This is a genomic window from Shewanella oncorhynchi (genome assembly GCF_012584455.1).
Taxonomy (GTDB): domain Bacteria; phylum Pseudomonadota; class Gammaproteobacteria; order Enterobacterales; family Shewanellaceae; genus Shewanella; species Shewanella oncorhynchi.
In genome coordinates this window covers 24237-49656 of the sequence record NZ_JABAEB010000020.1, presented here as the reverse complement: position 1 = coordinate 49656, position 25420 = coordinate 24237, and the positions used below count along the sequence as shown (strand labels likewise).

General features: G+C 47.2%; 21 protein-coding genes, 1 tRNA gene and 1 pseudogene. 14 read left to right on the top strand and 9 right to left on the bottom strand.

Translation table 11 applies throughout. The features are described from left to right. Window positions 1-230: 230 nt before the first annotated feature. Window positions 231-1346 carry an alanine dehydrogenase gene (ald, locus tag HGO26_RS21360; protein ID WP_028759938.1) on the bottom strand — a complete coding sequence of 372 codons (1116 nt, stop codon included), beginning with the start codon at window positions 1344-1346 and terminating at the stop codon, window positions 231-233. A 179-nt stretch (window positions 1347-1525) separates the two neighbouring features. Here ald and lrp point away from each other — a divergent pair, with 179 nt between their 5' ends. The 7 genes from lrp (at window position 1526) to HGO26_RS22495 (ending at window position 8976) form a co-directional block, all read left to right on the top strand. Continuing rightward, on the top strand, window positions 1526-2032 hold the full coding sequence (lrp, locus tag HGO26_RS21355; protein ID WP_006081649.1) for a leucine-responsive transcriptional regulator Lrp: 507 nt from the start codon (window positions 1526-1528) through the stop codon (window positions 2030-2032). A gap of 342 nt (window positions 2033-2374) precedes the next feature. Further along, entirely contained in the window at window positions 2375-5140 is a 2766-nt protein-coding gene (locus HGO26_RS21350; RefSeq protein ID WP_105252500.1) for a DNA translocase FtsK, read from the top strand. A gap of 55 nt (window positions 5141-5195) precedes the next feature. Then, entirely contained in the window at window positions 5196-5822 is a 627-nt protein-coding gene (gene lolA / locus HGO26_RS21345) for an outer membrane lipoprotein periplasmic chaperone LolA (RefSeq protein WP_168827721.1), read from the top strand. An 8-nt stretch (window positions 5823-5830) separates the two neighbouring features. Then, entirely contained in the window at window positions 5831-7162 is a 1332-nt protein-coding gene (locus HGO26_RS21340) for an AAA family ATPase (RefSeq protein WP_168827720.1), read from the top strand. Continuing rightward, window positions 7155-7529 carry a fluoride efflux transporter CrcB gene (gene crcB / locus HGO26_RS21335; protein WP_028759942.1) on the top strand — a complete coding sequence of 125 codons (375 nt, stop codon included), beginning with the start codon at window positions 7155-7157 and terminating at the stop codon, window positions 7527-7529. Before HGO26_RS21340 ends, crcB begins: the two co-directional genes overlap by 8 nt. 18 nt (window positions 7530-7547) lie before the next feature. Next, window positions 7548-8834 (top strand): serine--tRNA ligase, encoded by a 1287-nt coding sequence (gene serS, locus HGO26_RS21330; protein ID WP_028759943.1) that lies wholly within the window; start codon window positions 7548-7550, stop codon window positions 8832-8834. Between the two features lie 19 nt (window positions 8835-8853). Continuing rightward, a complete protein-coding gene (locus HGO26_RS22495; protein ID WP_028759944.1) occupies window positions 8854-8976 on the top strand; it encodes a hypothetical protein in 123 nt (40 codons plus the stop codon). Between the two features lie 99 nt (window positions 8977-9075). On the opposite strand, the gene HGO26_RS21325 is transcribed toward HGO26_RS22495, so the two are convergent. The 6 genes from HGO26_RS21325 to punR form a co-directional block, all read right to left on the bottom strand. Then, window positions 9076-9414 carry a TusE/DsrC/DsvC family sulfur relay protein gene (locus HGO26_RS21325; RefSeq protein ID WP_028759945.1) on the bottom strand — a complete coding sequence of 113 codons (339 nt, stop codon included), beginning with the start codon at window positions 9412-9414 and terminating at the stop codon, window positions 9076-9078. Further along, window positions 9408-9689, bottom strand: coding sequence for a sulfurtransferase complex subunit TusB (tusB, locus tag HGO26_RS21320; protein WP_168827719.1), 282 nt, complete (start codon window positions 9687-9689; stop codon window positions 9408-9410). The genes HGO26_RS21325 and tusB overlap by 7 nt, the downstream gene beginning before the upstream one ends. Continuing rightward, window positions 9689-10045 (bottom strand): sulfurtransferase complex subunit TusC, encoded by a 357-nt coding sequence (gene tusC / locus HGO26_RS21315; protein WP_168827718.1) that lies wholly within the window; start codon window positions 10043-10045, stop codon window positions 9689-9691. Before tusC ends, tusB begins: the two co-directional genes overlap by 1 nt. Before the next feature lie 14 nt (window positions 10046-10059). Further along, on the bottom strand, window positions 10060-10449 hold the full coding sequence (gene tusD, locus HGO26_RS21310) for a sulfurtransferase complex subunit TusD (RefSeq protein WP_028759948.1): 390 nt from the start codon (window positions 10447-10449) through the stop codon (window positions 10060-10062). A 69-nt stretch (window positions 10450-10518) separates the two neighbouring features. Beyond that, on the bottom strand, window positions 10519-11178 hold the full coding sequence (locus tag HGO26_RS21305; protein WP_028759949.1) for a Bax inhibitor-1/YccA family protein: 660 nt from the start codon (window positions 11176-11178) through the stop codon (window positions 10519-10521). A 338-nt stretch (window positions 11179-11516) separates the two neighbouring features. Further along, window positions 11517-12419 carry a DNA-binding transcriptional activator PunR gene (gene punR / locus HGO26_RS21300; RefSeq protein WP_168827717.1) on the bottom strand — a complete coding sequence of 301 codons (903 nt, stop codon included), beginning with the start codon at window positions 12417-12419 and terminating at the stop codon, window positions 11517-11519. A gap of 115 nt (window positions 12420-12534) precedes the next feature. Between punR and punC the strand changes: the two genes are divergently transcribed. Then, a complete protein-coding gene (gene punC / locus HGO26_RS21295; protein WP_168827716.1) occupies window positions 12535-13806 on the top strand; it encodes a purine nucleoside transporter PunC in 1272 nt (423 codons plus the stop codon). Between the two features lie 80 nt (window positions 13807-13886). Beyond that, window positions 13887-13977, top strand: a tRNA-Ser gene (locus HGO26_RS21290). Between the two features lie 288 nt (window positions 13978-14265). Here HGO26_RS21290 and HGO26_RS21285 read toward each other — a convergent pair. Both HGO26_RS21285 and HGO26_RS21280 read right to left on the bottom strand, forming a co-directional pair. Then, a complete protein-coding gene (locus HGO26_RS21285; protein WP_168827715.1) occupies window positions 14266-14829 on the bottom strand; it encodes a hypothetical protein in 564 nt (187 codons plus the stop codon). Continuing rightward, window positions 14826-16439, bottom strand: a complete 1614-nt coding sequence (locus tag HGO26_RS21280; RefSeq protein ID WP_168827714.1) for an MATE family efflux transporter — start codon at window positions 16437-16439, stop codon at window positions 14826-14828. The genes HGO26_RS21285 and HGO26_RS21280 overlap by 4 nt, the downstream gene beginning before the upstream one ends. A gap of 1779 nt (window positions 16440-18218) precedes the next feature. Here HGO26_RS21280 and HGO26_RS21275 point away from each other — a divergent pair. From HGO26_RS21275 to HGO26_RS21255, 5 genes and pseudogenes are all read left to right on the top strand, one after another. Beyond that, on the top strand, window positions 18219-18467 hold the full coding sequence (locus HGO26_RS21275) for a heavy-metal-associated domain-containing protein (RefSeq protein ID WP_168827713.1): 249 nt from the start codon (window positions 18219-18221) through the stop codon (window positions 18465-18467). Window positions 18468-18722: 255 nt separating this feature from the next. Next, window positions 18723-18941 (top strand): annotated as a pseudogene (locus tag HGO26_RS21270) (IS3 family transposase); the annotation flags it as partial. 654 nt (window positions 18942-19595) lie between these two features. Continuing rightward, window positions 19596-20765, top strand: coding sequence for an efflux RND transporter periplasmic adaptor subunit (locus tag HGO26_RS21265; RefSeq protein ID WP_282097996.1), 1170 nt, complete (start codon window positions 19596-19598; stop codon window positions 20763-20765). Further along, complete coding sequence (locus HGO26_RS21260) at window positions 20762-23944, top strand: efflux RND transporter permease subunit (protein WP_168827712.1); 3183 nt, start codon at window positions 20762-20764, stop codon at window positions 23942-23944. The genes HGO26_RS21265 and HGO26_RS21260 overlap by 4 nt, the downstream gene beginning before the upstream one ends. Further along, window positions 23941-25407, top strand: a complete 1467-nt coding sequence (locus tag HGO26_RS21255) for an efflux transporter outer membrane subunit (protein WP_168827711.1) — start codon at window positions 23941-23943, stop codon at window positions 25405-25407. Before HGO26_RS21260 ends, HGO26_RS21255 begins: the two co-directional genes overlap by 4 nt. Window positions 25408-25420 lie beyond the last annotated feature (13 nt).

Below are 25420 nucleotides of genomic sequence, written 5' to 3'. Positions count from 1 at the left end.
ATCCGTTTTAGTATGGAGAGTGTCAGTTTTACTTTACTGTGAATAAATAGCTTAAGTGTGAACCACGAAATGAAGCACGGGATGAGCTTGTATAAATATGATGGTGCGATCGTAGTGGAGCCTATTTCTACCCAATAAAAAATCGGCCTCAATAGTATCGAGACCGATTTGAATTACATACTAAGTAAAGCCAGCTTAAATCCACATAAAAAGTTAAGTTAATTAAAAACTTATACTAATAGTGTCGCAGGAGATGTGAACGCTAAGTTTAGGGCGTGAGCCACTTCCTTACACACCACTTTACCGTGCATGACGTTTAAGCCATTAAGAAAATGCTTGTCTTGCAACAGCGCTTCTTTATAGCCTAAATTTGCTAACTTGAGAATGTACGGTAAGGTTGCATTATTAAGCGCAAATGTTGAAGTACGAGCGACCGCACCAGGCATATTTGCAACACAGTAATGCACAACATCATCAACGATATAGGTAGGATCTTGGTGAGTAGTGGCATGTGAAGTTTCAACACAACCGCCTTGATCGATCGCCACGTCAACGATAGCGCTGCCAGGTTTCATACGTGAAATCATGCTACGAGTAACCAATTTGGGCGCCGCAGCACCTGGAATTAGTACACCACCGATCACAAGATCGGCCTCAATAACATGACGTTCAATTGCATCCGCAGTTGAGTAAATGGCTTTTACAGCAGAACCGAATTGCACATTTAAACGACGTAGAGCATCAATACTGCGATCAAGCACAACAACATCAGCACCCATACCAACTGCTACTTGTGCTGCATTAGTACCAACCATACCGCCGCCAATAATGACGACTTTAGCAGGCTCAACCCCCGGTACGCCGCCCAATAACATACCGCGGCCACCAGAAGATTTCTCTAATGCCATAGCGCCAGCTTGGATTGACATACGACCAGCGACTTCAGACATAGGGGCAAGCAAAGGCAGGCCACCACGATCGTCTGTCACAGTTTCGTAAGCGATACATACGGCACCACTTTTGATTAAATCTTCAGTTTGCGGTAAATCTGGAGCAAGATGCAGATAAGTAAATAAAATCTGATCGTGACGCAACATAGCGCGTTCAACTGCTTGAGGCTCTTTTACTTTTACAATCATCTGCGCTTTAGCAAAAACTTCAGCAGCAGTCGCTAAAATTGTGGCGCCAGCATCAATATAATCTTGATCTGAAAAACCAATACCTATGCCTGCATTTGTTTCAACAAAAACGTCGTGACCTTTGATCGCCAACTCGCGAACACTAGAAGGAACCATACCGACACGATATTCGTGGTTTTTAATTTCCTTGGGAACACCAATAATCATCTTTGAGCCTCAATTGCCTGAAATCCCACTTTTAATGGGCATAATTGTTATTTTATCGTGACCTGAACGTGATTAATTCAGGGATATCTAGTATAGTATCGGCGACGCAGTTTATGCTGCTGAACTTTCGGCATACGTAGAATAAAATGTTGTTTTAGTGATAAAGCAAGGTTAAATAAATGGCATATAATAAAAAGAGTCCTGTAAAAGACTTGGATCGCATCGATCGCAACATTCTTAATGAACTACAACTTGATGGCCGCATTTCAAATGTGGAATTGTCAAAAAGAGTCGGACTAAGTCCAACTCCGTGTTTAGAAAGAGTAAAACGTCTCGAAAAGCAAGGTTACATCAATGGCTATACCGCATTGGTGAATCCTCATTTCTTGGGTGCATCCCTACTGGTATTCGTGGAAATCACATTAAGCCGTGATACTCCCGAAGTGTTTGATAAGTTTAACCGTGCAGTGCAACTACTCGATGATATTCAAGAATGTCATCTGGTTTCAGGCGATTTTGACTACTTACTGAAAACTCGTGTTTCAGATATGTCGGCTTATCGTCGCTTGTTAGGTGAAACTTTATTGAAATTACCTTCAGTTTCCGACACGCGTACTTATGTTGTGATGGAAGAAGTTAAGCACACCAGTCGTGTAGCGATAAATCATCTACTCTCAGATATCTAAATTACCCTGATTGTTTGGTTTTACAATAAGGGGCTTAGGCCCCTTATTTATCAGTAACGTCGATATATTCATCTCATTTAACGCCTATTACTATTCGCCTTGTATTGCCCTTAAGTTTGCTAACTTAGGGGCTTCTTTTTGTGGCATTTTTAAACAAATTTGTTAACGGAAGTGTTTGTGTAATAACTCATTCCTCCCTAAAAGCACACTAAAACACCTCAATAGACTAAATTTTGCCAATCATGACCAATTCTGTATAGAAAAACAGGCTAATGTGCTCCACATTTAGTGGGATTCTGGTATCGTTAGCCCACCTGTTTTCACTTTTATGGATTACGTCGTTTGTCTCAAGGAAATAGTGTACGCACGCTCACTGGCCTGCAACGTCTGCTGGAAGGCGGACTCATCATTTGTTGTGTTCTCGCCACTTATATTTTGCTCGCATTGACGAGTTTTAGTCCGTCTGATCCTGGTTGGAGTCAGTCGCATTTTCAAGGCGATATTAAAAACTGGACCGGAGCAGTAGGGGCTTGGATTGCCGATATTCTGTTATATTTCTTCGGCGTTACGGCTTATATCATGCCAATTATTGTCGCATCGACGGGTTGGTTATTGTTCAAACGTGCCCATCATTTACTTGAAATTGATTACTTTTCAGTGGCCCTGAGATTGATAGGATTTTTACTGATCATTCTAGGATTTTCTGCTTTGGCGAGCATGAATGCCAACAATATCTACGAGTTTTCGGCAGGCGGAGTGGCGGGTGATGTGATCGGTCAAGCCATGTTGCCGTATTTTAATAAACTCGGCACTACCTTATTACTGCTGTGTTTCTTGGGCTCAGGCTTTACGCTGTTGACTGGGATTAGCTGGCTGACGGTGGTCGAGAAAATCGGCTTAGTCTCTATTTGGATTTATAAAAAGTTAAAATTATTGCCGCAAGCGATGAAGCGTGAGCATGAAACCGAGGATACCCGTGGTTTTATGTCCGTGGTGGATAAGTTTAAACAGCGCCGTGAATCCCAATATGTGCTAGAAAAGCCCCCCATAGTTGAAAAGCCTAAGGTGCGTGAGCGTCATATTGGTCGTAGAGCTGAGATAACCCCAACGCTATATGCTGCCACTGATGATATGGTCATTGAACCAGAAGGTATTATTACTGAAACTGAGAATAATTCGTCGCCAAAAAACAAACTATCGGCGCTTGCAAAAATTCTGAGCTTGAATGGCAGTAAAAGTAAGAGTGCACAACGGGTTGAGCCACAAATCGATAATGATGATTTGGCCGCCCATGGCAATTTTGAAGCGCCACCTTGGTTAGCTGAACCTCAGCATTCAAATGCCGATGAGCAAGGTAGTGCCGATTTTAATTCGCATTCATTCGATCATGATGACAATGAGCCAGTGTTTAGCAGTCAAGCATTTACAGAAAATGAAGACGATGAAAGTCTCGGTTTTAGCGATGATGACGTCATTGATTTTGATACTAAAGTGTCAACAGGTGCAGTGAATCAAGCGCAGCGTAATAAGCAAGATCAAAAAGCTAAAATTGTCGATGGCATTGTGGTATTGCCAGGACAAGAAGACAAACCCGCACCGAAAAAACCGATGGATCCTCTGCCGAGTATTAACTTGCTCGACATACCTGACCGTAAGAAGAATCCGATCAGCCCAGAGGAATTGGATCAAGTCGCTCGCCTTGTTGAGCTTAAATTGGCCGATTTCAACATCATCGCCAATGTGGTGGGTGTGTATCCAGGCCCTGTGATCACACGCTTTGAATTAGAATTAGCGCCGGGCGTTAAAGCGTCAAAAATCTCTAATCTATCAAAGGATTTAGCTCGTTCATTACTGGCTGAAAGTGTGCGCGTGGTTGAAGTTATTCCGGGCAAGGCTTATGTCGGACTCGAATTGCCCAATAAATTCCGCGAAACCGTGTTTATGCGCGATGTGTTAGATTGTGCCGCCTTTACTGAGAGTAAATCCAACTTAACTATGGTGTTAGGCCAAGATATTGCTGGTGACCCAGTTGTTGTTGATCTTGGTAAAATGCCACATTTATTAGTAGCGGGGACTACAGGCTCTGGTAAGTCTGTGGGTGTAAACGTGATGATCACCAGCTTACTGTATAAGTCTGGCCCAGAAGATGTACGCTTTATCATGATCGACCCCAAAATGTTGGAATTGTCTGTCTATGAAGGTATTCCGCATTTGCTATGTGAGGTAGTTACCGACATGAAAGAAGCTGCCAATGCGCTGCGTTGGTGTGTCGGCGAGATGGAGCGTCGCTACAAGCTGATGTCTATGATGGGCGTACGTAACATCAAGGGCTATAACGCTAAAATTGCCGAGGCGAAGGCCAATGGCGAAGTGATTTTAGATCCTATGTGGAAGTCTTCTGACAGCATGGAGCCAGAAGCGCCTGCGTTAGATAAGCTGCCATCGATTGTTGTCGTTGTCGATGAATTTGCTGACATGATGATGATTGTTGGTAAAAAAGTTGAAGAGTTGATTGCCCGTATTGCCCAAAAAGCGCGTGCCGCAGGCATACATTTAATTCTTGCAACCCAAAGACCGTCAGTGGATGTGATTACCGGCTTGATTAAGGCCAACATTCCCACACGTATGGCGTTCCAAGTGTCATCGCGTATCGATTCGCGCACCATTTTAGATCAACAGGGTGCCGAAACCTTGCTTGGTATGGGTGACATGTTATTTTTGCCACCGGGTACTGCGGTACCGAATCGTGTTCATGGTGCGTTCGTTGATGATCATGAAGTTCACCGTGTCGTTGCCGATTGGTGCGCCCGTGGCAAACCGCAATATATCGAAGAAATCCTCAACGGTGCCAGTGATGGTGAACAAGTATTATTGCCTGGTGAAACCGCAGAATCAGACGAAGAATACGATCCGTTATACGATGAAGCAGTCGCCTTTGTGACTGAAACTCGTCGCGGCTCGATTTCAAGCGTACAGCGTAAATTTAAGATTGGTTATAACCGTGCAGCCCGCATTATTGAACAGATGGAAGCACAAGGTATTGTTTCTGCTCAAGGCCACAACGGTAACCGTGAAGTCTTAGCGCCGCCAGCACCAAAACATTATTAAGCCGCGCTAAGGCGTAGCTTTGATACACCCAAGGGTTTACAGGGTAAGGAATAAAATGAAAAAACGATTATGCGCTGTGTTGTTAGCTTCACCTTTGCTATTTAGCTCGGCTGTGTTTGCCGATGATGCGCAGCAGCTCAGGGAAAAATTGATTGGTACCGCGTCACTAAAAGCCGATTTCAAACAAACCGTAACAGATGTCAATAAAAAGGTTATTCAAACAGGGTCTGGCATTTTTGCCTTAGCGTATCCGAATCAATTTTATTGGCATTTAACCCAGCCCGATGAATCGCAGATTGTCGCTGATGGTAAAGATTTGTGGATCTACAATCCTTTCGCCGAAGAGGTGGTCATCATGGATTTTGCTGAAGCAATCAATGCATCTCCCATCGCATTGCTCGTCCACCGCGACGATGCGACTTGGTCACAGTATTCAGTGTCCAAGAAACAAGATTGCTATGAGATCAAACCTAAGGCGATTGATTCGGGCATATTGTCCGTCAATGTGTGTTTCAAAAATACCCAGTTAGTCAACTTTAATGTTGCCGATGATAAAGGTAATTTAAGCCTGTTTGATTTAAGCAATCAGCAAGCCATCACAAATAAAGACAAAGCCTTGTTCACCTTTGTGATCCCAGACAGCGTCGATGTTGATGATCAACGTCGTAAAGCAGCGCATTAGGCTATCGCGTGAGCAGTTTATCGTTTAATTTTGCACCCGATTTTCGTCCCTTGGCCGCGCGCATGCGGCCAAGAACGATTGGCGAGTACATAGGTCAAGCCCATTTACTGGGTGAGGGCCAACCACTACGCAAAGCATTGGAAGCTGGGCGCGCCCATTCCATGATGTTGTGGGGACCGCCGGGCACAGGTAAAACAACCTTAGCTGAATTAATCGCACATTATTCAAATGCTCACGTTGAGCGCATTTCCGCGGTCACCTCTGGCGTTAAGGACATTCGCGCCGCGATTGAGCAAGCAAAAGCAGTTGCAGAATCTCGTGGCCAACGTACTCTATTGTTTGTCGATGAAGTCCACCGATTTAATAAGAGTCAGCAGGATGCCTTTCTGCCATTTATTGAAGATGGCACAGTGATCTTTATCGGCGCGACCACAGAAAATCCGTCTTTTGAAATCAATAATGCCTTACTCTCGCGGGCAAGGGTCTATCTTATCAAGCGCTTAAGCCATGATGAAATCGCCCATATAGTGACTCAAGCCTTAAACGATAACGAGCGCGGTTTAGGCCTACGACGATTTGTAATGCCAACCGATGTGCTCACCACATTGGAACAACTTTGTGATGGTGATGCCCGTAAAGCGTTAAATCTTATTGAGTTGATGAGTGATATGCTCATCGACGGTGGCACCTTTACCACTGAAATGTTAATTCAAGTGGCGGGGCACCAAGTTGCTGGTTTTGATAAGAACGGTGATCAGTTTTACGATTTAATCTCGGCTGTACATAAATCCATTCGCGGATCAGCACCCGATGCCGCGTTGTATTGGTTTTGTCGAATATTAGAAGGCGGTGGCGATCCGCTTTACGTGGCAAGGCGCTTACTGGCGATTGCCTCTGAAGATGTGGGCAATGCCGATCCTGCGGCGATGACAATCGCACTGAATGCCTGGGATTGTTTTCACCGTGTTGGCCCCGCCGAAGGTGAGAGAGCAATAGCACAAGCCATTGTTTATCTTGCCAGTGCGCCTAAGAGCAACGCTGTGTATACCGCATTTAAGGCGGCGCGTGCGTTAGCTCGCGAAACAGGGCAAGTCGAAGTGCCGCACCATTTACGCAATGCACCGACTCAGTTAATGAAAGACATCGGCATGGGAGCTGGGTATCGATATGCCCACGATGAAGCCAATGCCTATGCCAGTGGTGAAAATTATTTCCCCGAATCCCTGCAAACAGCACAGTTTTATTTTCCGACTGAGCGAGGGTTTGAGAAGCGGATCAAAGATAAATTGGCGCAATTAGCCCAGTTAGATCAAGCCAGTGAGAACAAAAGATATGACTAACATCTTATTAGTGGCTTTCGGCGGGTCAATTGGAGCAGTTTTACGCTATCTTATTTCAATATTCATGATCCAAGTATTTGGCAGCAGTTTTCCTTTTGGTACACTGTTGGTTAATGTTATAGGTTCATTTTTTATGGGCGTAATTTACGCTCTGGGGCAAATGAGTCATATCAGCCCTGAACTCAAAGCGCTTATAGGTATCGGTCTATTAGGTGCTTTGACAACGTTTTCGACTTTCTCTAATGAAACCTTGTTGCTGATGCAAGAAGGGGATTGGCTGAAGGCGATTTTGAATGTGGTGTTGAATCTAAGTCTATGTTTATTCATGGTGTACTTAGGTCAACAACTGGTTTTTTCTCGCATTTAACTATTAAGAATATATCACATGTTAGATCCTAAATTTTTGCGCAACGAATTAGAAGTTACCGCTGAGCGACTGGCTACCCGTGGCTTTATTTTAGACATAGCTCATCTCATTCAATTAGAAGAAAAGCGTAAGTCACTGCAAGTGGCTACCGAAGAATTACAAGCGTCGCGTAATGCCATCTCCAAATCCATTGGCCAAGCTAAAGCCCGTGGTGAAGATGTTGACGCAATCATGGCGCAAGTGGGCGATTTAGGTTCACAGTTGGATGCCAAAAAGATTGAACTGGCCGCTGTACTTGAAGAAGTCAATGCCATTGCCATGTCTATGCCTAACCTGCCTGATGAATCAGTACCAATGGGTGCCGATGAAACAGAGAACGTTGAAGTGAGACGTTGGGGTACGCCACGCACTTTTGATTTCCCGATTAAAGATCATATCGATTTAGGCGAAGGCCTAAACGGCTTAGATTTTAAAAATGCCGTTAAAATTACTGGCTCACGTTTTATCGTAATGAAAGGCCAAGTCGCCCGCTTAAACCGCGCCATTGGTCAGTTCATGTTGGACTTACATACCACAGAGCACGGTTATACCGAAGCCTATGTGCCATTACTGGTAAACGAGGCAAGCTTACTCGGCACAGGCCAGCTACCTAAGTTTGGTGAAGACTTATTCCACACTAAACCTGCGACTGAAGAAGGCCAAGGCTTGAGCCTTATCCCAACCGCAGAAGTGCCATTAACGAACTTAGTTCGCGATAGCATTGTTGATGAAGACGAGCTGCCAATAAAGTTAACAGCGCATACTGCATGTTTCCGCAGCGAAGCGGGCTCATACGGCAAAGATACCCGTGGTCTGATCCGTCAGCACCAATTCGATAAAGTTGAAATGGTGCAAATTGTTAAGCCTGAAGATTCAATGGCGGCACTTGAAGCGCTGACAGGTCATGCTGAAACTGTGTTGCAACGTTTAGGTTTACCGTATCGAACAGTGATTTTATGTACTGGCGATATGGGCTTTGGCTCAAGCAAAACCTACGATATCGAAGTCTGGTTACCAGCACAAAATACCTATCGTGAGATTTCTTCTTGCTCAAACATGAAGGATTTCCAAGCCCGTCGTATGCAAGCGCGTTACCGTGTGAAAGCAGACAATAAGCCTGCGCTATTGCATACGTTAAACGGCTCAGGTTTAGCTGTAGGTCGTACTTTAGTGGCTATTTTAGAAAACTATCAAAATGCTGATGGCAGTATCACAGTCCCTGAAGTTCTGCGTCCTTACATGGGCGGTTTGACTCAAATAGGCTAATGGAACACAAAATAATACTATGGATAAAGGCCAGCGCTATCTCCGTTGGCTTTCCTATACCGCTGTGATTGCAGTATTTTTTGCTGTAATGCTTGCCACCGTAGGCAAAGCCATCTGGGTTGTGTTAGAAAACGTCAAATAACCCTATCAACTTTGTTCAAGTAAAAAGAAAGGCATGTTTCCCAAGGGAACATGCCTTTTTGTTTGTATCATGTTTACGTGATGACTTAACCCTTTGCCATTAAATACACTTAGCTGGTTTGGGCAGGCCCGCGATTTTCGTTGCTTGTTTCGCAGGTCCAATCGGGAATAGGGTATATAAGTATTTTGAATTGCCTTTGTCTGGTCCTAAGGCTTGGCCAATGGCTTTAACTAATACACGGATAGCAGGGCTCGTTTTATATTCGAGATAGAAATCTCGAACAAAGTTAATCACTTCCCAATGGGCTGGCGTAAGTAAAATTTGCTCTTCTGCTGCTAACAACAGGGCCATATCGGGTTGCCAATCGTTAAGATTTTTTAAATAACCTTGATGGTCACGGGCGATTTCTGCGCCATTAAATTGCAATGGATTTACCACGTTATCACCTTGTCATGGAGTAATGATTGAGCCACAAACTCATTGTAATCGATAAGCATCACGTTCTTTAAACGTTCGGATAGGCCACGTGCGATAACATCGTCTTTTAAGACCATCAACTTGAAGGGCGATAATGCCATTGCCCACTGGCGCAGCAGTAACGCGTTAACGCCATCGCTCGATAATAAAATCGCATCTTCCTTACAGGCGTAACGTAAACAAAGTTTCAGCGCGCTATCTCGACTGGGAGATGTTTGAATATGATGTAAAATCATTAGAATACTAAGACCTCATCCACTTGGTTTAAATGGGCTGCGATGGCTTCATCGTTGATTACTGTGACTGGGATCGACAGTAAGCCATGGCTTAAGCCGTAATCGGCTAAGGATTGCTTACAGACTAACACAGAGCCAATATCATACAGCGGCAGTGCTTTAAAGGTGGATATGTAATCTTTAGCACCGATAAGCTCAGGCTGTTGCTCTTTAATCAAATGCAACACACCTTCATCAACAAACACTAAACTCACTTCTTGTTCGAAGCTAGCGCTAAGCAGGGCAAGATCTAAACCTTCGCGGCCACGAACAGTACCATGTGGCGAGCAGCGAAATAGGATACACAATTTTTTCATAGTAGCCCTGAGAGTTAAAAACTGATCAAACGATCGGCCGATTCAATACCTGTGATTAGCTCACCTAAACCGCCCATGATAAATGACTCGCCCACATTCCAGTGGCTAAGGCCATTCTCGCTGGCATCTTGCTGACTCACAATGCCACGACGTAGCGCTGCAGAAACGCAATTGACTAACGGGACCTGATGGGATTGCGCCAGCTGTTTCCAGTCACTGATCACATCGTTTTCATCGGAGGCGGGTAAGCTTAAATCTGTGGAGTTATACACGCCATCTTGATAAAAAAACACACAGATAATCTGATGCCCAGCTAAAAGTGCAGCTTGGGAGAAGCGTAAGGCATTAACACTCGCCGACGTGCCATAAGCGGGCCCGTTCACTTGGATAATAAATTTGCTCATTTAAAATAAAAATGGCCCTAAAAGTAGGGCCATTCTAACGCAAGTTAAGCTAAAAATCGCTAACTAGGATTAGTCATCGTTGCCTATGCCCATCAGGTGCAACAGCGCGATGAAGAGGTTTAAGAAGTCTAGGTATAACGAGATAGTCGCGCGAATGTAATTAGTTTCGCCGCCATTGACGATACGGCTAGTATCAAACAGGATAAAACCTGTCATCAGTAACGCCAAGCCCGCGTTAATTGCCATAAAGGCAACACTGTTACCCATAAAAATATTAATCACAGCGGCGGCGATCACCACAATCAAGCCGGCGAACAAGAATCCACGTAGGAAAGAGAAATCTTTCTTAGTGGTCACGGCATAGGCTGATAACGCAACGAAAATCACTGACGTTAACCCCAGTGCTTGCATGATCAGCTGTGGACCGTTTGCCATACCCGCGTAGTGATTGAGCATGTAGCCCAGTGAAGCACCTTCCATACCCGTAAAGGCAAACACCCAGAAGATACCCGCTGCAGACTCGGCTTTACGTAACGTGACAAACAACAGTACTAGGCCACCAATCGATAAACCAATGGAGACTAACGGACTGATATTTAATGCCATTGCCAAACCCGCACACAGGGCAGAGAAGGCCAATGTCATCGATAACAGCATATAAGTGTTTTTAAGAAGTTTGTTCACTTCCAGTGTTGACGCACTCGTCGAATATAAGGTTTCTTGGGTCATGTTGATCTCCGTTGACACATTTCCAAACTGATCATTTTGATTTTTTACAGCACACTAAGTTCCCGTAAAATCCTAAAATGAACTTAACTGGTGCAATGATACCGTACATGAGATACGGGTGAAAGTCATAGAACCATGAATAACAAATTGTTAATCTTCAAAATTTTACTCAATTATTTATTTCAACTTTAACTGCAAAGCAAAAAAATAAGATTCTTGTATCTGCGTCTTCATCCACTATGAAGGTAAAGACTTAGTCTGTACATAAGCAGACGGTACACAATCACACTCAATGCTGATTTCAATGACTAGATCAGCATATTGAGTTTAAACCAAGCTTAAGCCAGCCACTCTTTGTGCAATTTTTCAGTATCGCCAAGATATTCCAGCACCCAAGCGAGCGCAGGCGACATCTTGTCAGCATTCCAGGCCAAGCAACAAGGGCTTGTCTGCTTTGGATTTTCCAGTTTTTTTTCAACGAGCGCACCCGCCTTAATAAACACGCTCGCTAAATGCACTGGCATATAACCGACGCCTAAACCTTCACGGAAACAGTTAATGGCACGGATCCAATCAGGTACGACTAACCTGCGTTGATTCTCTAGTAACCAAGTCATACGTTTTGGAATTTCCCGAGAGGTATCTTCTAAACAAATCGAAGGAAAAGGGCGCAGCTCATCGTCACTTAATGGGCGGTCAATACTGGCCAAGGGATGATTTTTACTAACAAGAAACGCCCACTCAATATCCCCCATGTCTTTATATTGGTAAACGCCACCGACTGGAATTGCGGTTGTCGCACCAATAGCAATATCACTGCGACCCGTGGCGAGCGCTTCCCAAACACCGTTAAAGACTTCAATACGAATAATTAATTCAATATCATGGAAGTGTCGATAAAAGTCAGCAATTAATACGCTGATCCTGTCGGCACGGACGATATTATCAAGGGCTATGGACAAGGTGGGTTGCCAACCATTTGCCACGCGCTGAGTGCCACGTTTCATCTCGTCCATCTGCGTGAGCAAGGTTCTGGCTTGCTTCACAAAATGTTCACCCGCTGGTGTTAACGTTACGCTGCGATGATGCCGTTCAAAAAGAATGACGCCGAGTTCTTCTTCTATTTGCTTGACCGCGTAGCTCACGGCAGAGGGCACTTTATGTAGCCGATTCGCCGCCGCGGTGAAACTACCTACACGAGCCACAATATCAATGAGTTCTAGCGCTTGTTCTGAGAGCATAACTGACGTCCATTCCAATGAAAATAATTGATAGCACAAGTCAAAAATAAACGTTTCCAATAAATTTAACAAGTCTTTAGACTGTACACTTTAGTCAATCCGACCCGATTATTTTATGAAAACGTCTAGTAACACCTTTGTAAACATAAAGTTCTTTATGTTTCTATTCTATTTAGCCATGTTGAGCATGCTTGGCTTTATTGCCACTGACATGTATTTGCCTGCTTTCAAAGCAATTGAAGGCTCATTTAACAGCGCACCATCACAGGTGGCGATGTCACTGACCTGTTTCCTTGCGGGTCTTGCCTTAGGTCAGCTGCTTTACGGCCCGTTAGTCAATAAAATCGGCAAACGTTGGGCACTGATCTTTGGCCTTGTTTTATTTGCCATTGCTAGCGTGTTTATTGCCAACAGTGATTCTATATTAATGCTCAATACCGCGCGCTTCTTCCAAGCCATTGGCGCCTGTAGCGCAGGGGTTATTTGGCAAGCTATTGTGGTAGAACAATATGATGCCGATAAAGCCCAAGGTATTTTCAGCAACATTATGCCATTGGTCGCATTATCGCCTGCATTAGCACCGATCCTTGGCGCTTATATTCTGAACGAATTAGGCTGGCGTGCAATCTTTATCTCCTTGTGTGTTATCGCTTTTCTGCTGGTATTGATGACCTTGTACTTTGTTCCAGGCAAGAGTCAACATAAACACAGTGAACATGTTGCTGTATCTTATGGGCAAATTTTGAAAAACACCCGCTATTTAGGCAACGTCGTGATCTTCGGTGCCTGTTCCGGTGCTTTCTTTGCCTACTTAACTGTGTGGCCGATTGTGATGGAAATGCACGGTTATCAAGCGACTGAAATTGGGTTAAGTTTTATCCCGCAAACCATCATGTTTATTGTCGGTGGTTATGCGAGTAAGTTACTGATAAAACGCATTGGCGGGCATCAAACACTCAATATCTTGTTGTCAGTTTTCGCAGCCTGCGTTATTTCGATCATCATGTTCACGCTGATTTATCCCGCGAGCACGATTTTCCCACTGCTTATTTCGTTCTCGATTTTGGCCGCAGCTAATGGCGCTATTTACCCAATAGTCGTGAACAGCGCGCTACAGCAGTTTAGTCAGAATGCCGCTAAGGCCGCAGGATTACAGAACTTCTTACAGATCAGCATTGCCTTTGGTGCATCAAGCTTAGTCGCTATGTGGGCAAGTCTTGGTGAAGTGGCGATTGGTTGGGGTATCCTATGTTGCGCTATTTTAGTTGTGGTCGGCTATATACTTAAGAGTCAACAAGAGTGGGGCGACTTTGCCAAACATTTCACTAAGCCAGATCCCGCACGGGTAGGCATAATGTCCGATGTGAAGCCAAATCCAGCGGATTGAGTGTAATAGCAACAATCGGCGCATAATTGAGAGTTAGTGCTTTACAGTCAACAGACTTACTTATATTATGCGCCTCGTTCGGAGGGGTGGCAGAGTGGTTTAATGCACCGGTCTTGAAAACCGGCGTGGGTTTATAGCCCACCCAGGGTTCAAATCCCTGCTCCTCCGCCATATTTTACGGAAAAGCCATCAGCAATGATGGCTTTTTTGTTTATATAATTTGAACCCTAGGTTCCTCATTCTAAGCTCAGTTCCTCCGCCAGATTTCGTCAAAAAAGCCGCTAAGCAATTAGCGGCTTTTTGCATTTTAGCTATTTTAGCCTTGCGTTTCTGATCCGAAACGCAGTGCCTCAGCCATATTTCACAAGTAAGACCATCAGCAATGAAGACCTTTTTTGTTTGTATTATTTAACTCTAGATTTCCTCATTCAACATGATGCCTGACAATCTCAGCCATCATTACACTTTGGGGAGTTTGTGTTGGATCATGGCAAGAGCAAAGGAATGCCAATCTGCATTAGCATAGCAGCTCACCAGATCCCGGAGTGTTGTCGGTCTGCCAGCATTACCCACCGGTTGCAAAATTATCGGCAAATTCAGCGCATTGAAGTAATCCCGCCGCTCCACCACAAAAAACTGCTTCTTGTAGGGGAGTAGCAATGTGTCCTCAACTTGCGCATTAAAATCACGCGCGGCTAAATAGCCAGTAAACCAATGATTGAGTAATGTGTCGCATTGTTTAGTATGGAATAAACTTCCCCAATCATCCCCAAGTATGGCTTGACCCGACAGGACTCGCTGGCAATGATGAAAATCGATAAACCCTAGCTCACGTGTAATCACTTGTTGGCAATGCTTAAGCTGGAGATCTGAGTGTGATATGCCCAATTTCGCCATTAAGGTCGCGACTCTTTGCTTGGCTAACGGCTCACCCTGCTGACAAGCTTTGAGCAGTTTTTTAGCGCGAGCTTTGGTTTCATTTAATGCGATGGCGTTTGAGTCTTTCATCTTGGCTAACTTCATTTTGCATTACCTCCATGACAGACTCGATTTGCTCGTGGCACGTGAATGAAAGGCAAAATACTGATGATCAATAAACTCAAGAGACAAGCTAAAATGTCCGCAATTGGAAAGGCCATCCATAACTCAATCAAAGCGTTTGGCATAATATTAATGTTTAATGCACCTGTGATAAATGAAATATCTGCAAAGGATTGTTGAGGTAACAGGACCAGCAGGGGCAGTAACAAACCATAGATTTTTATCCCAGATAATAGCAATGCAAGCTTAGGGCGATTTGTGCCTTGATACACAGCAATCGCAATACCTGTGATCCCCGCCAAAGGTAGGGTGATAAACGTCACACTCGAGATTTTAATACAGGCGGCTATGAGTGCGAGGTCATCGGTGAACACGCGAAATACCGAGTTAGGAAAACCCATAAATACGATTGTCACTATACTCAGATAACAGCAGGTCAAGACGATTCCCCATTTAGCACACGCTAACACCCGAGAAGATGCCATCGCCCCATAGTTATACGCACTGATTGTTTGTGCTGCACAGGTAAGTGCCATGAGCGGCAGGGCGATAAAGATATTAAAGCGTCCGATCAAACCATAAGCGCTAATCATGTACGCAACCTCATTCGCCGCTGGCGTATGGGGCACTACATTGGCTAAATGACTGACTAAAATATGATTTACCGATGAGATCACGCAGGCAATCCCAAGATATGACAATAATATCGGGCTACCCAAGCCAAGAATCGCTTTTATCTCAGTGAGATTGAGCTTTATCTGCTCCATTCTAAAACAAATAGGCTGGGTAGCTTGCTTATGAAGCACCTGTTTACTGGCAAAGCGGTTATTTGAGACAAAATAGACAACAGCGATAAATAGACTCACACATTGACCCGCCACCGTTGCCCACGCCGCACCACTCACGCCCATCTCCAAAACAGCAATAAAGAGTGTATCGAACAAGATGTTCATGACCGCCGACAACAAGATAACCAGCAGCATCAACACGACTTTGCCTTGTGCTCTGAGTAAATCGCCGCTAAGAGATAACAAAAAAGTGAATAGACTAAAACAGAGAATGGGTTGTAGATACTCTGTAGCAGCTAAGGCAAGTGTTGAGCTTATCCCAAGAAATGCCAATAAATTGTCAAGCTGGGCGAGCGACACGATAGTCACTATCAGGCCGTAAGCTAAGGCTAACGCAAAACCAGTGTTCGCGATTTGACTCGCCTTATCAAACTCGTTTGCCCCTAAAAATCGGCTTACTAAGGTCGCAGTACCATTTCCTATCATGCAGGCCAAAGCAAAAATCATCATTTGTAACGGGAAGGCAATCGTCACCCCAGCCAATGCATCGGCACCGATGTATTTCAAAATAAAATAAGAGTCGACTAAGTTGTAGCTGCCGCTGAGCATCATGGCCAATGCCATGGGTAACGCAAAGCGCAAATACAAAGTAGGGATAGCTAACGTACCTAAGGACTCAGTTGACTGAGATCCTGAGTGATATTTCCCGTGGGAGGGCATTTCGGTGGATGCCAAGGGTACAATGTCAGAAGGTTCAGCATTGATACCGGCGGGTTTGAAAGTGTTAGCGGTTGCATGTTTCACAAACAATTCTCCTAAGTTTATTGGCATTCCGCTAAGCCAAACTTATTTGATTGCTGTGGGTTCGATATGAAATCGATTCGCAACGCTGTTAATTTATCAGAGTGATATCATCTTTTGCGGACAGGCTTCTCTGCAACCTGCCGCGTATTATTCTTACTCATCCGCCCGATGTCAATCATCAGCTTGTCGTATTTGACGGAGGCATTTAACCACTTCCCAGTAGATGAGCGATAAATGACGCCATCCAACAAGCCACTTAAACCACTTTCTGTACCGCAAGTTATCGCAAATTCAGTGCCTAGCGATAATATAAGAGTCTGTTATACAAACTTCCTTTTAGTTATGACACAAGCTGTCGCATCTCTGCGTATAATATTAAAAAATAACGAATTGAGGTGCACTATGGATGGTCTAGTTATTGAGTCAATCAGCCTACTGACCTTGCTTGAAGTGGGTGATGCCTACATTCCGCTCCGCTCTGATGTTATGTTTTGCCAGCTGCCGTTTGCTGTAGTAAAAACGTTATTGTTGATTTTACAGCTCGGGGGTAGGGTGTTGGTTCGACCTTATTTAAGGAAATTGAATTTTTTGCATAAATACTAACGACTCTAAGATCATGCTTCTTAAAACCCACATCATTACCGATGACGAATGTGGGTTTTAACCTTAGTGTCTATGCTTTAAGCTAAATCGTAAGTATATAAGTTTTAACAGGCAACATTGCTTCATTATATGAGTGATAATTGCATCGGTTTTTGTTGCTGGCGTATTTGCAGTACATCTTCAAATTGGCAAAGTGCCAGCACGCGCGACGAGAAGTAGCAACAAACCATCATCAAGTCCCCAAACACAAACTTAGTTAATCGTACTAATACCCAAATAAGAGCAGGTAAGATGGCCAGAAGATATCGGCGAAAAAAAGCAAATTTCAGTCTGCCGCGAAACCTCATTCTGAGTGGCCACGAACACAAAACTGTGGCTTTTCATACAAAATGAGTTTGGGAAATACGTAGAAACCACGAGTTAGAAAATACGATTTTCTTTGGGAGGCTTCAAATTGTCATAATTTATGATTTTAAGCGCTTTTTTGTCAAAAAATATGATTTTAAGCGCTAATAAATCAATCTGCATCTGATTGAAGATTGCCGAAATATGACTTTATTCATATTTAATAATATAGTTTTTAAGTAATTTATCACTCTATTTTTATCAGAAGTGTAAGCATGGAATTAAAACGAAGACTATTTGAATTCAACGAAGACAATCTTTTGAGATAAAAAAGCATGATCAAAATAACTATAGGCCCTCCGGTATGATGGGTTTTTCTTGGTCGAAAGTTCCGATCACTTGGAGGGCTATTAGTTCAAAGTTTCTTATCCCGAGTTCAGGTTAAATAAGGCTCCACGCACTGAAGCCAGCTACTGTATAACTGTCAGCAATTACAACTGTTGGAGTTTATAGCTCGCGCTAGAAGATAGGGGTTTTCATGAAATGACATTTATCCTTACTGCAGCTCTGGTGCGATCTAGAGCGGGAAAGCCGTAAAGTCAAACAGCTAGCAGAGCAGCATCTGACTTAAATTAAAGGGAAGAGCAGTGAGCTACAACAAATGCAGTAAGTACTGCAGCAGCTATCAGATTGCAGCACTGGCGACCCCTGCTCACATTATGCCATTTGGGCACAACTGGTACTGGGTAACATCACAGAAAATAAGCCTTGACCTTCTCCCTGTAGCAAGGTGCAGAATTTTAGCTGCCCACTTAGTAAAGGAGATTTACGATGTTAACGTTAAAAATTACCGATATGACCTGCAACCACTGCTTTGGCTTGATCAACCGTGCAATAAAGGAACTGGACGCCGATGCAGTCGTAACAGCAGATCTCACCAGCCGTAGTATCAATGTACAAAGCAGCCAATCGCAAGACGAAATACTCGACGCTCTGGAGGATATTGGATATCCGGCCAAACCCGAGTCAACCTGTTGCAGTGTAGATAGAAGCAGCAAGTCGCAAAATACCGCCAATTGACAGTACACCTTAGTGGAGGCTTGAGCTGTGTGCAGTGAAAGTTGCATGTACGGTTCTTAGGAGAGCAGCACCTAGTAACAGAGGTGCTGCTTATCCGCCCATAACGAGTTATAAATGGATATAATTTAAGGACAGAGTAATTGAATTTGTTTCCAAAAATGTAATATCACCGCCAATATAATGGTCTGACTCTGTATACCACTGCACCTGCTCCGGTCTAATTTTATTTCAGCACTTAACTTTGAGGCAGTATGGGTAGGTGCGTGTTGGGATAATGCCTTCGTTGGGCGTTTCTTTGGTAGCTTAAAACACGATTGGATTTTTAATATTGCTCAATCAACAAGAGAGTTTTTGAAGCTAGATGTGACTGCTTAAATGAAATATTAGAACTTGGAGTGACGTCATTTTGCTAATGGTGAACTGTCAACTGTAGAGTTCGAAAATTCTCAATTAAAATTGTCTAGTATGGGTTGAACAGTACACTGAACGCTCACAAACAGAAGTAAATCTAATGCAATTAAGGCAATGGCACTCATGCGCTAGCCTTGATCAAACACCTGAGGGATCTCCACGAATTTAATCATAGTATCAGCTCTTCTTCATTTTGATTACTGCTCAGTCTGACACTTAAGGCCAGAACATCATTTCCTTATTTTAGCTTGTATCTGCTTAGTTCTAAGCTCTAAGTTTGCGAGCTTACATTCCTCATACCCAAGTAGTCGAACGGTAAAACTCGCCAGTGTTTAATGCTGTTTGCTTGGAACTGCAATCAGGCCATTTCTGCTGTCAGCCCTAACATGAATGCAACCCGTCGGCTAAAGCTGCCAGCAGTAACAACACTTCCAATCGCTCTCATTTGTAAGTGCAGTGGTCGTAGCAGCCAAGGCCGTATGTCTGGCTTTTTTGTCGAGGAAGTTTTCTTCTATGTGCATGCCTTAATACTTAGCGATTTTCGTCGCTGATCATGATTTTTTCGTCATCAGAGTTAGACTTCGCTGTGTCTCGCAAGGCCCCCTTACTAATCAAAAAAAACACTTGACCTTCTAAGCGTAGTAAGCCGGATAAATACAGTAGGAGCTACCTCGGCTCAGCAAAACTAAATGTCGACTGCTATCGAGAAAGGAAAAAATGATGAAGGTCAAACGCATAACCATAACCACTGTGGCGCTAAGCGTTGCACTCGCTATCGCAGGATGCAAGGAGGCTATTCCCTCTGTCAGTCCCGCAAAGCCACCAAGCGTTCCGGTGGCCGAAGTGATCGTTCGTCCGGTGACGCCATTTGTCGAACTCACAGGTTCGCTGACCGCGGTCAAGCGGGTTGAGCTGCGCCCGAGGGTTGCAGGCTATATTCAGAACGTAAGCCTGCCCGAGGGACGCTTCGTCGAAAAGGGCAGCGAGCTCTTTCTCATTGATCCTCGGGTGTTCCAAGCCGCGCTGAACGCCGCGACGGCGCACCTGCGCCAGGCTGAAGCGGCATCGATACTTGCCCAAACGGAATATGCACGAGCCGAACAGCTATTTGCCCAAAAGATCGTTGCTCGTGATCGCTTCGACATCGCAACCGCCTCTATGAATGCAAGCAAAGCACAGGTCGACGCCGCAAAGGCAGCGGTGGATGCCGCACAATTGGATCTGAGTTTCGCACGTGTCACGGCGCCGATCAGTGGACGTGTCGGCCAAGCCCTCGTTACAGAAGGCAACTACGTCTTCAGCGGCGAGACGCCACTCACGACTATTGTTTCTATCGATCCCATCCACGTCTATTTCGATGTAGACGAACGCACTTATTTGCGATCGCTCGCCGCAGGCCGAGACCACACTACCACGCATGGTCCACAGGCGGAAAAGGTCATGGTGGCACTGCTCACCGACAAGACGTATTCGAGGCCAGGCCGTGTCGACTTCCTCTCCAACACCAGCGATCGTGGGACGGGAACAGTGCGTATCCGCGCTGTTGTCAACAACCCCGATGGGCATTTGACGCCCGGTCTTTTTGCCAAGGTTAAACTAGAGACCGGAGCGCCGCAAGCTAGGGTTCTGGTTTCCGATCATTCGATTGGTACCGATCAAGGTAGCCACTATGTGCTCGTTGTCGGCAAAGACGACAAGACGGAATATCGGCCAGTCGAGCTGGGTCCGCTGGTCGAGGGGTTGCGCGTGATCGAACAAGGTCTACAGCCCGGCGAGCACATTATCGTCAAGGGGCTGGTAGGCCCGGGCATGCAGGTCACGCCACAGTCCGCTGCGATTGACGGTACACCTATTGCGGTGTCACAAACCTCGGGAGCAGTACAATGACATTCCCACGTTTCTTCATCGATCGCCCGATTTTTGCCATCGTTCTTTCAGTTTTGATGGTGCTCGCTGGCATCGTTGCTTTCTTCCAATTGCCGCTCAGCGAGTATCCGACCGTGACGCCGCCGACGGTTCAGGTGACCGCTTCCTACCCGGGCGCCAATCCCAAGGTGATTGCAGAAACGGTAGCCGCGCCACTCGAGCAGGCGATCACCGGGGTCGAGGGCATGCTATACATGTCGTCGCAATCAGCCACTGACGGCCGAATGATCCTGACCGTCACGTTTGCGCAAGGGACGAATGCCGATATGGCACAGATCCAGGTACAAAACCGCGTCTCGCGCGCTCTGCCGCGTTTGCCGGAGGAGGTGCAGCGCCAAGGCGTCATTACGCAGAAGACCTCGCCGGACATCCTGATGGTGGTTCACCTGTTATCGCCAGACAAACGCTACGACCCTCTCTATATTTCGAACTACGCTTACCTCCAGGTGCGCGACGATCTGTCCCGTATCCCGGGAATCAGCGACGTTCTGGTTTGGGGAGCTGGTGAATATAGTATGCGGCTCTGGCTCGATCCGAGCCTGATCGCCGCACGAGGGCTGACAGCGGGCGATGTGATTGCCGCTGTGCGCGAGCAGAACGTACAGGTAGCAGCTGGCTCCGTCGGTCAGGCTCCCAATTCCAGTGCCGCGTTCCAAGTGACAGTGAACACGCTCGGGCGGTTAACTGATGAGGAGCAGTTCGGCGACATCATCATTCGAACAGGCGGCGACGGCCAGGTGACGCGCTTGCGCGATGTCGCCCGCATTGAGATGGGGGCCGATACCTACGCATTGCGCAGTCTGCTTGACGGTGAACCTGCCGTCGCGCTGCAAATCATCCAGAGTCCGGGCGCTAACGCACTCGACGTTGCGCAGGCGGTGCGTACAACCATGCAGCGGCTTGAAGGCAACTTTCCGGAAGGACTCAGCTCGCGCATCGCGTATGACCCGACGGTGTTTGTCCGTGCCTCGCTGGAGTCGGTGGTAACCACCTTGTTGGAGGCGATTCTTCTTGTCGTTATCGTGGTGGTGCTGTTCCTGCGCAACTGGCGTGCTTCGCTCATACCCCTTATAGCGGTGCCGGTGTCGCTGATCGGCACCTTTGCCGTCATGCATCTGATGGGCTTCTCACTGAACACGTTGTCGTTGTTTGGCCTGGTGCTTTCAATCGGGATCGTCGTCGATGACGCGATCGTAGTGGTCGAGAATGTCGAACGTCACATCGAAAATGGTGAGGAACCCATTCAGGCCGCACGGCTTGCCATGGACGAAGTCACCGGTCCTATTATCGCGATCACCTCGGTACTTGCCGCCGTTTTCATTCCGACCGCTTTTCTAAGCGGCTTGCAGGGTGAGTTCTATCGACAGTTTGCGCTCACGATTGCGATTTCAACCATTCTGTCAGCAGTTAATTCACTCACGCTCAGCCCTGCGCTCGCAGGACTCTTGTTGCGCCCGCGCCAGGCGGCAATAGTGCGAGTTCCGCGCAGTTTGCGTGGCCGCGCCGATCAGTTGTTTCGGACACTAGGCCAGCCGTTCCAGCATGCACCTGACGCTTATGGCAATACGGTGCGCAAGGTCGTGCGGATTAGCGGCGTGGCGCTTCTAGTTTACGCCGGACTCCTTGCATTGACCTTCTTCGGATTCAAGGCCGTCCCGCCCGGCTTCGTGCCCATGCAGGACAAATATTATCTTGTCGCAATCGCCCAGCTGCCAAACGCCTCGTCACTGGACCGCACCGACGCAGTCGTCAAACAGATGTCGAAGATCGCGCTGACCGAATCAGGTGTCGAAAGCGTCGTTGCGTTTCCCGGCCTTTCTATCAATGGTTTCATCAATGTGCCAAATGCCGCGGTCATATTCATCATGCTCGACCCGTTTAAAGATCGCACTACACCCGATCTCAGCGCGATGGCGATTGCGGGGCGCTTGCAAGCCCAATTTGCCAGCATCCCCGATGGTTTCCTCGGCGTGTTCCCGCCACCTCCGGTGCCTGGCCTTGGCGCGACGGGCGGATTTAAGATGCAGGTCGAGGACCGCAGCGGTGCTGGGCTAGCAGCTCTGGTGCAGCAGACCCAGATCCTGATGACAAAAGCTACCGAGTCGGGCGAGGTGGCTGGGCTTATGACCAGTCTTGACATCAATGCGCCGCAGTTAGATGTCACCATCGATCGCACTCAGGTCATGAGCCAGGGGGTTCGTCTGGCGGATGTGTTTGAGTCGCTTCAGGTCTATCTCGGCTCTCTATATATCAACGACTTCAACCGCTTCGGTCGAACCTATAAGGTGACGGCCCAAGCCGATGCAGACCACCGCATGCAAGCCGAATCTATCGGCCGACTGCAGGTGCGCAACGCGGCCGGAGATATGCTGCCGTTGTCCTCCTTTGTCACTGTGACACCAAGTGCCGGCCCAGACCGCGTGATGCACTACAACGGTTACCCTACGGCCGACATCTCGGGCGGTGCGATGGCTGGCGTCAGCTCAGGGCAGACTGTTGCGGTCATGGAACGATTAGCCAAGGAGGTTTTGCCTGAAGGCATGAGCTTCGAATGGACTGATCTTACCTACCAGCAAAAACTGGCTGGCGATTCTGCGCTGTTCATTTTCCCATTGTGCGTGCTGCTCGCTTATCTCATCCTCGCCGCGCAATACAACAGCTGGCTGCTGCCTCTGGCGGTTCTGCTGATCGTGCCGATGTGTCTTTTGAGCGCGATTACCGGTGTCTGGCTGGCTGGGGGCGACAACAACGTCTTTGTTCAGATTGGGCTTATCGTGCTCGTCGGTTTGGCGGCCAAAAACGCAATTTTGATCGTCGAGTTTGCACGCAGCCTCGAAGCTGCAGGAACAAGTGCGCTGGAGGCGGTCGTTGAGGCTTGTCGATTGCGGTTGCGGCCTATCGTGATGACCTCATTGGCATTTATTGCTGGCGTCGTACCGTTGATATTGGCAAGCGGTGCTGGGGCCGAAATGCGCCAGGCTATGGGGATTGCGGTCTTCGCAGGTATGCTCGGCGTGACATTGTTCGGATTATTCCTGACACCGGTTTTTTATGTAGTGATACGTGGCTTGGAGGCTCACTTCGAGCGGCACAGTTACAGTTCAAGTGCTAAGCCGCACATAGAGGAGATCATGTCATGAGAAGTCCCTACCAAGCAGTTCTGTTACCCCTGAGTGCGCTCATCTTGACTGGATGCACGGCGGTGGGCCCAAACTACTCACTACCTTCATCGCAGTTTCCGACCAGTTTCAGTGAGCCTCCCGCCGGTCTTGGAACAGGGGCCGTTGAGGTGAAGTGGTGGGGCACCTTCGACGATCCAGCTCTGAACATCATGATCCAGCGGGCGCTCGCGGCGAACCATGACATAGGTATCGCTGTCGTTCGGATCGAAGAGGCAAAGGCCATGTTGGGTGAGAGCCGTCAGGGCTTCCTGCCGAGCGGTGGCGCTGAGCTTGGTTATGAGAACCGTCGCCGGAGTGAGGTCGAGACGCCCCATAGTCAGTCGCGTCAGATAGAAACCTATCGCGGCGCGGTAGACGCTTCCTGGGAAATCGATCTTTTTGGCCGTGTGCGGCGATCGGTGGAGGCCGCTCAGGCGCAAGCAGGCTCCCGCGAGGCTCTGCTGCGTGGTGTGCAGGCGGGGGTCGCTGCTGCGGTGGCTGCCACTTGGTTCGAGCTACGCGGTATCGAGGCCGAACTAGCTGTAGCCGCCGACATCAGCCAAAGCCAGCGCGAAAGCCTGAGCCTGGTCGAACGTCTCGTGCACGCCGGTTCTGCCAGCGAATTCGACCAGCTCCGTGCCGAGGCCTTGTTGCACCATGTCGAGGTGGCCGTGCCCGAATTGGAGCGCCGCCGTGCGGCCTCCAGCAATGCACTGGCCATCCTTCTTGGCGAAACGCCCCAGACGTTTAGACCACCCGCTGTAACGCCTGCGCGTGAAGCGCTTGCTGTTCGAATAATCGCCGTGGGCGATCCCGCAGCACTCCTTTCTCGGCGTGCTGATATTGCGGCGGCTGAACGGACTCTCGCTGCGGCGACCGCTCGGATTGGGTTCGAGACGGCTGGTCTCTACCCCGAGATCCAAGTGCATGGTTCAATCGGGCTCGTTGCTGGAAGTCTCGATGAAGTAAATGGCTCCGGAGTGTTGTCCAGCTTCCTCGGCCCAGTCATTCGCTGGTCTCTTTTCGATACTGGGCGCGTGCGTGCCCGCATCGCCGCCAGCGAGGCTCGTACCCAAGAGGCGTTGATCGTCTACGACCAGACCGTGTTGCGCGCACTGCAGGAAACCGAGGATGCCTTCAAAGCCTATGGTGCCGCGGGTAGCACGCTTGAGCTGCGTCTGCTTGAGTCAGCCGCAAATCGCGAGGCGGCTCGTCTTGCCCGTGTGCGGTTCTCAGCAGGTGAAGGCATCTACCTTGATGTGCTCGAAGCCGAACGGTCCGACTTTGCAAGCCGGCGTGCGCTGGCAATCGCTCGCACCCACCAACGGCTTGCCGTTGTCAGCATCTACAAGGCGCTGGGTGGCGGCTGGGAGATCTGCGCGCAGGCGGAGCAGGACTGCAGTGGTGCAGACGGCATTTCGAACGGACGCGTCGTGAAATAAATCACATATAGGA

Bases quoted from the DNA above. Each gene is read 5' to 3' on its own strand.
- ald (WP_028759938.1), bottom strand. From the start codon at position 1,346: ATGATTATTGGTGTTCCCAAGGAAATTAAAAACCACGAATATCGTGTC.
- punR (WP_168827717.1), bottom strand. From the start codon at position 12,419: ATGCTCTCAGAACAAGCGCTAGAACTCATTGATATTGTGGCTCGTGTA.
- HGO26_RS21305 (WP_028759949.1), bottom strand. From the start codon at position 11,178: ATGACCCAAGAAACCTTATATTCGACGAGTGCGTCAACACTGGAAGTG.
- HGO26_RS21275 (WP_168827713.1), top strand. From the start codon at position 18,219: ATGTTAACGTTAAAAATTACCGATATGACCTGCAACCACTGCTTTGGC.
- HGO26_RS21285 (WP_168827715.1), bottom strand. From the start codon at position 14,829: ATGAAGTTAGCCAAGATGAAAGACTCAAACGCCATCGCATTAAATGAA.
- HGO26_RS21255 (WP_168827711.1), top strand. From the start codon at position 23,941: ATGAGAAGTCCCTACCAAGCAGTTCTGTTACCCCTGAGTGCGCTCATC.
- lolA (WP_168827721.1), top strand. From the start codon at position 5,196: ATGAAAAAACGATTATGCGCTGTGTTGTTAGCTTCACCTTTGCTATTT.
- punC (WP_168827716.1), top strand. From the start codon at position 12,535: ATGAAAACGTCTAGTAACACCTTTGTAAACATAAAGTTCTTTATGTTT.
- serS (WP_028759943.1), top strand. From the start codon at position 7,548: ATGTTAGATCCTAAATTTTTGCGCAACGAATTAGAAGTTACCGCTGAG.
- HGO26_RS21260 (WP_168827712.1), top strand. From the start codon at position 20,762: ATGACATTCCCACGTTTCTTCATCGATCGCCCGATTTTTGCCATCGTT.
- lrp (WP_006081649.1), top strand. From the start codon at position 1,526: ATGGCATATAATAAAAAGAGTCCTGTAAAAGACTTGGATCGCATCGAT.
- tusB (WP_168827719.1), bottom strand. From the start codon at position 9,689: ATGATTTTACATCATATTCAAACATCTCCCAGTCGAGATAGCGCGCTG.
- HGO26_RS21265 (WP_282097996.1), top strand. From the start codon at position 19,596: ATGATGAAGGTCAAACGCATAACCATAACCACTGTGGCGCTAAGCGTT.
- tusC (WP_168827718.1), bottom strand. From the start codon at position 10,045: ATGAAAAAATTGTGTATCCTATTTCGCTGCTCGCCACATGGTACTGTT.
- HGO26_RS22495 (WP_028759944.1), top strand. From the start codon at position 8,854: ATGGATAAAGGCCAGCGCTATCTCCGTTGGCTTTCCTATACCGCTGTG.
- tusD (WP_028759948.1), bottom strand. From the start codon at position 10,449: ATGAGCAAATTTATTATCCAAGTGAACGGGCCCGCTTATGGCACGTCG.
- crcB (WP_028759942.1), top strand. From the start codon at position 7,155: ATGACTAACATCTTATTAGTGGCTTTCGGCGGGTCAATTGGAGCAGTT.